The organism is Kitasatospora sp. NPDC048545, assembly GCF_040651155.1.
Taxonomy (GTDB): domain Bacteria; phylum Actinomycetota; class Actinomycetes; order Streptomycetales; family Streptomycetaceae; genus Kitasatospora.
In genome coordinates this window covers 52,248-57,920 of record NZ_JBEZIQ010000059.1, presented here as the reverse complement: position 1 = coordinate 57,920, position 5,673 = coordinate 52,248, and the positions used below count along the sequence as shown (strand labels likewise).

General features: G+C 73.0%; 7 protein-coding genes and 3 tRNA genes. 6 read left to right on the top strand and 4 right to left on the bottom strand.

Annotated elements, in window-relative coordinates; genetic code table 11:
- Window positions 1–285 (top strand): hypothetical protein (locus AB0D10_RS37575; RefSeq protein WP_360264691.1); only part of this gene is annotated, 285 nt, incomplete at its 5' end.
- 47 nt (window positions 286–332) lie between these two features.
- Window positions 333–902, top strand: coding sequence for a CGNR zinc finger domain-containing protein (locus AB0D10_RS37570; RefSeq protein ID WP_360264688.1), 570 nt, complete (start codon window positions 333–335; stop codon window positions 900–902).
- 99 nt (window positions 903–1,001) lie between these two features.
- On the opposite strand, the gene AB0D10_RS37565 is transcribed toward AB0D10_RS37570, so the two are convergent.
- A complete protein-coding gene (locus AB0D10_RS37565; protein ID WP_360264685.1) occupies window positions 1,002–1,457 on the bottom strand; it encodes a hypothetical protein in 456 nt (151 codons plus the stop codon).
- A 110-nt stretch (window positions 1,458–1,567) separates the two neighbouring features.
- Between AB0D10_RS37565 and AB0D10_RS37560 the strand changes: the two genes are divergently transcribed.
- A complete protein-coding gene (locus AB0D10_RS37560; RefSeq protein ID WP_360264682.1) occupies window positions 1,568–2,068 on the top strand; it encodes a DsbA family protein in 501 nt (166 codons plus the stop codon).
- A gap of 7 nt (window positions 2,069–2,075) precedes the next feature.
- Here AB0D10_RS37560 and AB0D10_RS37555 read toward each other — a convergent pair whose 3' ends face one another.
- From AB0D10_RS37555 to AB0D10_RS37545, 3 genes are all read right to left on the bottom strand, one after another.
- Window positions 2,076–2,921: a GNAT family N-acetyltransferase gene (locus AB0D10_RS37555; RefSeq protein WP_360264679.1), complete on the bottom strand. Its 846-nt coding sequence runs from the start codon at window positions 2,919–2,921 to the stop codon at window positions 2,076–2,078.
- Window positions 2,922–3,000: 79 nt separating this feature from the next.
- Window positions 3,001–3,831, bottom strand: a complete 831-nt coding sequence (locus tag AB0D10_RS37550; RefSeq protein ID WP_360264676.1) for an aminodeoxychorismate lyase — start codon at window positions 3,829–3,831, stop codon at window positions 3,001–3,003.
- A gap of 38 nt (window positions 3,832–3,869) precedes the next feature.
- Window positions 3,870–4,931, bottom strand: coding sequence for a chorismate-binding protein (locus AB0D10_RS37545; RefSeq protein WP_360264673.1), 1,062 nt, complete (start codon window positions 4,929–4,931; stop codon window positions 3,870–3,872).
- Between the two features lie 339 nt (window positions 4,932–5,270).
- Between AB0D10_RS37545 and AB0D10_RS37540 the strand changes: the two genes are divergently transcribed.
- The 3 genes from AB0D10_RS37540 to AB0D10_RS37530 all read left to right on the top strand — a co-directional run bounded on the left by AB0D10_RS37540 (window position 5,271) and on the right by AB0D10_RS37530 (window position 5,566).
- Window positions 5,271–5,343: transfer RNA gene (locus AB0D10_RS37540), tRNA-Gly, on the top strand.
- 40 nt (window positions 5,344–5,383) lie between these two features.
- A tRNA-Cys gene (locus AB0D10_RS37535) sits at window positions 5,384–5,457 on the top strand.
- Window positions 5,458–5,494: 37 nt separating this feature from the next.
- Window positions 5,495–5,566: transfer RNA gene (locus AB0D10_RS37530), tRNA-Val, on the top strand.
- Window positions 5,567–5,673: the final 107 nt, after the last annotated feature.

Here is a 5,673-nt window from a genome sequence, read left to right as displayed (position 1 = left end):
GCCATCGACTCCCCGGACGAGATGTCCCCGAACGCGCCGCGCATCATCACCATCAAGGTGGCCGGCCTCGGTGCCGGGCGCCGTCGTCTTTCCGGCTCGTGCACGAAGACGGCCACACGGAGCGGCCGCTCGGAAACGGGCCGTACGGAGACCGGCTCCACGCTCGGGTTCGAAGGCCGAAACCGCGGGCCGACGCCCGGTTTCGGACGCTCTGACGGGATCCGTGCACACCTTCGAAAGAACGCGCCGCCCTTCTGGCACAAGGCCCGGTATGGTCTGGGGTAACCGTGGACGCGGGGTATCGGAGTCCCCCTGCGCGAGGAGCCCCCAACGTGCTGATCACCCATGACACCGAGTGCGCGCTGAGCATCCTCGTGGAGTTGCTCAACACCGCACCCGAGGTGTGCGGCGCCGAGCGGCTGCCGGACGTCGCCGCGCTCGACGCCTTCGTGGTCCGCCAGGAGATCAGCGAGATCGACTCGCTGACCGAGGACGACCTGCGCCGGGTGCACGAGCTGCGCACCCGGCTGCGCGAGGTGTTCGGGACGGAATCCACCGCCGAGGCCGCCGAGCTGGTCAACGCGATCGTCGCGGCCGCCGGGACGACGCCCCGGCTGACCGACCACGACGGCCACGACTGGCACATCCACTACTTCGCACCGCACGCCGCGCTCGGCGACCACCTGGCGGCCGAGCTGGGCATGGCCCTGGCCTTCATCCTCGTGGCCGGCGAGCGGGAACGGCTGCGCCGGTGCGAGGCACCGGACTGCGCGCGGGTCTTCGTGGACCTCTCCCGGAACCGCTCGCGGCGCTACTGCGACAGCCGCACCTGCGGCAACCGGCTGCACGTCGCCGCCTACCGGGCGCGGCAACGCTCGGCGGAAGCCGTCCCCTCCGCCTGACACCAGGGGCACTCGCCCGGGGGTTCCGGACCCCGGAGTCCTGTCCTCCAGGGCCTCTTCCCCGGGGCCGCGCTCGGGTCCGGGGACCGGATCCGGTGGTCAGATCCCGCGCTTGCGGAGGATCTCCTCGATGTCGGCGAAGTCGCCGAGGCCGTCGTCGCGCTTGCCCCCGGCCGGCTTCTTCGGCGCCTTGGGCGCCGGTGCCACCGCCGGACGCTCGGGCGCGGGACCGGCGGCCGCCGGACGCTGCGGCTCGGCCTCGACGGCGCCGCGGCGGCCGACCCAGCGGGTGGTGACCAGCAGGACCGCGGAGACGCCGAGCAGCGCGATGCCGGTCCACACCCGCGGGTCGAGGACCAGCTTGGCCGCCCAGTCGGTGAACGCCCGGCCGATCGTGCTCGCCAGCGGGAACAGGCCGGTCAGGTAGAGCCCGGCGGGCAGCAGGGCGACCGCGAACCAGCGGGTCGCCGACAGGAAGCGCCGCTGGTACGCCCGCAGGCCCGCCACAACCACCCCGCCCGCCGTGAGGATGAAGCTGATCGCCGCGCTCAGCACGGGGCCACCCCTTCGCGTCCGGTCGTCCTGGTCATCGGTGCCTCCCTGTCGGTCCGCCCTCGGGCGCACCGCCGGCCGGAGCGGACGCCCACTAGTGGAACACTGGGGGAATGATCGATGGTTCCCTCCCCCGCCTCGAGTTCTGGTGCGACCTCCAGTGCCCGGACTGCCGCACCGCGCTGGACGATGTACGGGCGCTGCGCGCGCAGTACGGCGACGCACTGTCCGTGGAGCTGCGGCACTTCCCGCTCGAGAAGCACAAGCACGCGTACGCCGCGGCCGAGGCGGCCGAGGAGGCGTTCGACCAGGGGCTGGGCTGGCCGTTCGTGGAGGCGCTGCTGGCCCGGGTCGAGGACCTGGACGCACGGGGGCAGCAGGTGCTGCTGGACGTCGCCCGGGAGGTCGGGGTGGACGCCGACGAGGTCGACACCGCGCTGATCGACGGCCGGCACATGCTGACCGTCGACGCCGACCAGGCCGAGGGGAAGGCGATCGGGGTCACGGGTACGCCGACGTACGTGATCGGTGGTGAGCGCCTGGACGGCGGGCAGAGCCAGGACGGGCTGCGGGAGCGGATCGTGGCCGTCATCGAGGCGGCACGGACGTCCTGACGGCACGTCAGAGTGCTTTGCCGTAGAGGCGGTCGGTGACCGCGTAGCCGAGCGAGTCGTAGAGCCGGATGGCGACCTCGTTGTCGGCGAAGACGTTGAGGCCGAGGTTGCGCACCCCGGCGGCGAGGCACTCCCGCTCGGCGAGCAGCATCAGGGTGCGGCCGTGTCCCCGGCCCCGGTGGGCCCGGGACACCTCGACCACCATCACCCAGGCGAGCGGTTCGCCGTCCGGCAGGTCACGCAGGTGGAGGGCCACCCAGACCGAGCCGCAGGGCTCCGGCCCGCCGTCGGCGCCGTACAGGCTGCTCAGGACGACGCCGGGGGTCTCGGTGCCCTGCGGCAGCAGGGTCCGCCCGCCGCCGCCCGCTTTGGCGCGCGCCTGGTCCTCGGTGAGTCCGGAGGCGACGAGTGAGCGGGCGAAGCGTTCGGTGCCCCCGTCGAGCCAGTCCTGGAGCGCCGCGGGGTCCATCGGGCGCGCGGTGAGTCCGGCGGGCAGGGCGGGGGCATCGGTGAGGCGCTTGTGCAGGGACCGCATCCGCTCGGTGTAGCCGAGGGTGGCGGCGAGGGCGCGTGCGATCGGCGCCGACTCGGGGACCTTGACGTCCACCCGGGTGCAGCCCCAGTGGCGCAGCACCTCCTCCGCGGCCAGCGCGCCGAACGTGCCGCGCCCCCGGCCGCGCCCCTCGGTGATTTCCAACTCCGATATCTCGCCCCAGAGTCGGCCGTCGTGCGGAGTGCCGGTGGTGCGCAGCGCGCCGACCGGGTGGCCGTTCGACAGGATCCGCCAGCGTCTGGTGCGGCCGCCGGCCGCGGTGGGTGTCTCCGGGCCCTCGGGGCGCAGCGTGGTGGTCATGTGGTGGTCCCTTCCCCTTGTCCGGGAGGTTATCCACGAGGTCGGGCACGCGGCCGGTTCCGTCTCCCGGAGGCGGGGATCACGGGTCGAGGTCGTCGTCGCCTCGCTCGGCGAAGACCTTCATGGCCTCGGCGGTGACGGGGCCGATGCCGGCCAGCTTGCGGTCGTCGACGCGGGTGACGGCCTGGACGTCACGGGTGGTGGAGGTCAGGAAGACCTCATCGGCGTCCTGGAGGGCGTCGAGCGGGAGGTCGGCCTCCTCGGCTCCGCACCAGTCGATGACGAGCTGCCGGGTGATGCCGGCCAGGCATCCGGAGGCGAGAGCGGGGGTGAGCAGGCGGCCGCCGATGACCACGAAGACGTTGGAGCCGGTGCCCTCGCAGAGCCGGCCGGCGGTGTTGGCGAACAGGGCCTCGGAGGCGCCGGTGCGGTGGGCGGCGGCCAGGGCGACGACGTTCTCGGCGTAGGAGGTGGTCTTCAGGCCCGCGACGGCACTGTGCTCGTTGCGGCGCCAGGGGACGACGGCGACGGCGGTCTCGTCGGGGCGGCGGCCGATGGCGCCCATGGCGACCACGAGGGTGGGGCCGGTGGTGCCGCGCTCGGAGCCGAGCGGGGCCGGGCCGCCGGTGTAGGTCACGCGCAGGCGGCCGAGCGGCGCGGGGTTGGCGGCGAGGACCCGGGCACAGGCCTCGCGGACCAGGTCGTGGTCGGGGTCGGGCAGGCCGAGGCCGCGGGCGGAGCGGGTGAGCCGGTCGAGGTGGCGGGTGACCGCGAAGGCCTTGCCGTCGACGGTCTTCATGGTCTCGAAGACGCCGTCGCCTGTGGTGAGGCCGTGGTCGAGGACCGAGACGGCGGCGTCGGCGGAGCCGACGAGGGCGCCGTTGACCCAGCTCGTGGTGCGGTTGTGCATCGGGGCTGCTCCTCAGCGGGGGCGGTGGACGGTGTGGCTCACGCCCCGGTGTGATCGGGTTCGCTGCCCGACGCTATCGCGACCAGTCGGGCGGCCTTCAGTTCGGTTTCCGCCCACTCGCGTTCGGGATCGGAGCCCCAGGTGATGCCGGCGCCGGTGCCGAAGCGCAGGACGGGCGCGCCGGGGTCGGTCCGGTCGACCCAGAAGGTGCGGATGCCGACGGCGAGTTCGCCCTCGCCGCGGTCGGCGTCGACCCAGCCGACGGCGCCGCAGTAGGGGCCGCGCGGGGCGGTCTCCAGGGCGTCGATGATCCGCAGGGCACTGGACTTGGGGGCGCCGGTGACGGATCCGGGCGGGAAGGTGGCGGCGAGGAGCTCGGGCCAGCCGGCGCCCTCCCGCAGGGTGCCCTCGACGGTGGAGACCAGGTGGACCAGGCCGGGGTGCTTCTCGACGGCGCACAGGTCGGGGACGGTGACGGTGCCGGTGTCACAGACGCGGCCGAGGTCGTTGCGGACCAGGTCCACGATCATCACGTTCTCGGCGTGGTCCTTGTCGAGGAGGTCGTCCTCGGTGCGGCCGGTGCCCTTGATCGGGCCGGAGGAGACGGTGCGGCCGGTGCGGCGCAGGTAGAGCTCGGGTGAGGCGGTGGCGATCTCGACGCCGTGTCCGGGCAGTCGGATGGTGCCGGCGTAGGGGGCGGGGTTGCCGTGGGCGAGGAGGCCGGTGAGGGCGTCGACGTCGCTGAGGTCCGGGTCGGGCAGGGGCGCGGACAGCACCCGGCAGAGGTTCGCCTGGTAGACCTCGCCCGCGGCTATGTGCTCGCGGATGCGACGTACGCCCGCGACGTAGGCGGCGCGGTCGAGGGAGCTGTGCCAGGTGCCGGCGTCCGGGCCTCGCCAGCCCGCGCCGGAGGGCGGCGCGGGGGCGGGGCGGAGCTCGTCGAAGCGGGCGCAGGTCAGTCGGCCCTCGAAGTCGTAGGCGACGGCCCAGTAGCCGGAGGAGTCGAGGGCGGCCGGGTCCGAGGTGACGTCGCGCAGTCCGGTGGCCAGGCGGCCGCCGAAGCGGGCGAGCGGGGTGCGGGGGTCGGGGTGGCCGGACACGGTTCTCCTGCGCGGTGTGCTGGGCGGCGGTGCCTGAAGTGTAGGTCGGGGGCGCGGGCCCGGCCCTGTGTGACCGTGCGTGCGCTCGGGCGTACGGACCCGGGCGTGAGCAGCCACGGACGTCGCGTGGGTGTGCGCCGGGTGACCTGCGGATGATCGTCCGGGAGCGCCGCAGGTGGCAGCCGATGACCGCGGTCGGAGGCCGACGCGACGGCACTCGACGGGCATCCCCTCGGCACGCTGCGGGAACGGATTTTTAGCTGGCCCGGGAATCCGCTAGAGTTCAACACGTCGCCAGGGAGCGCAGCCGGGAAAACCGGTGAGGCCCCCGGGAGACAGGCGGACGTGGCTCAGTTGGTAGAGCATCACCTTGCCAAGGTGAGGGTCGCGAGTTCGAATCTCGTCGTCCGCTCGATGGAGAACAGTGTAAGATCGTTCTTCATGTGTTGCCTGGTGGAGTGGCCGAGAGGCGAGGCAACGGCCTGCAAAGCCGTGTACACGGGTTCAAATCCCGTCTCCACCTCCAAGAGGATCCCCCGGTTCCACCGGGGGCGTCCCCGTGCGCGCGATTAGCTCAGCGGGAGAGCACTACCTTGACACGGTAGGGGTCACTGGTTCAATCCCAGTATCGCGCACGTCGGATCCTTCGAGGTCTGCTGCAGGACCGCCACACCAGGCGCGATTAGCTCAGCGGGAGAGCACTACCTTGACACGGTAGGGGTCACTGGTTCAATCCCAGGTA

Excerpts from the sequence above, each read along its gene's own strand:
- AB0D10_RS37550 (WP_360264676.1), bottom strand. The coding sequence starts at position 3,831 with ATGCACAACCGCACCACGAGCTGGGTCAACGGCGCCCTCGTCGGCTCC.
- AB0D10_RS37555 (WP_360264679.1), bottom strand. The coding sequence starts at position 2,921 with ATGACCACCACGCTGCGCCCCGAGGGCCCGGAGACACCCACCGCGGCC.
- AB0D10_RS37560 (WP_360264682.1), top strand. The coding sequence starts at position 1,568 with ATGATCGATGGTTCCCTCCCCCGCCTCGAGTTCTGGTGCGACCTCCAG.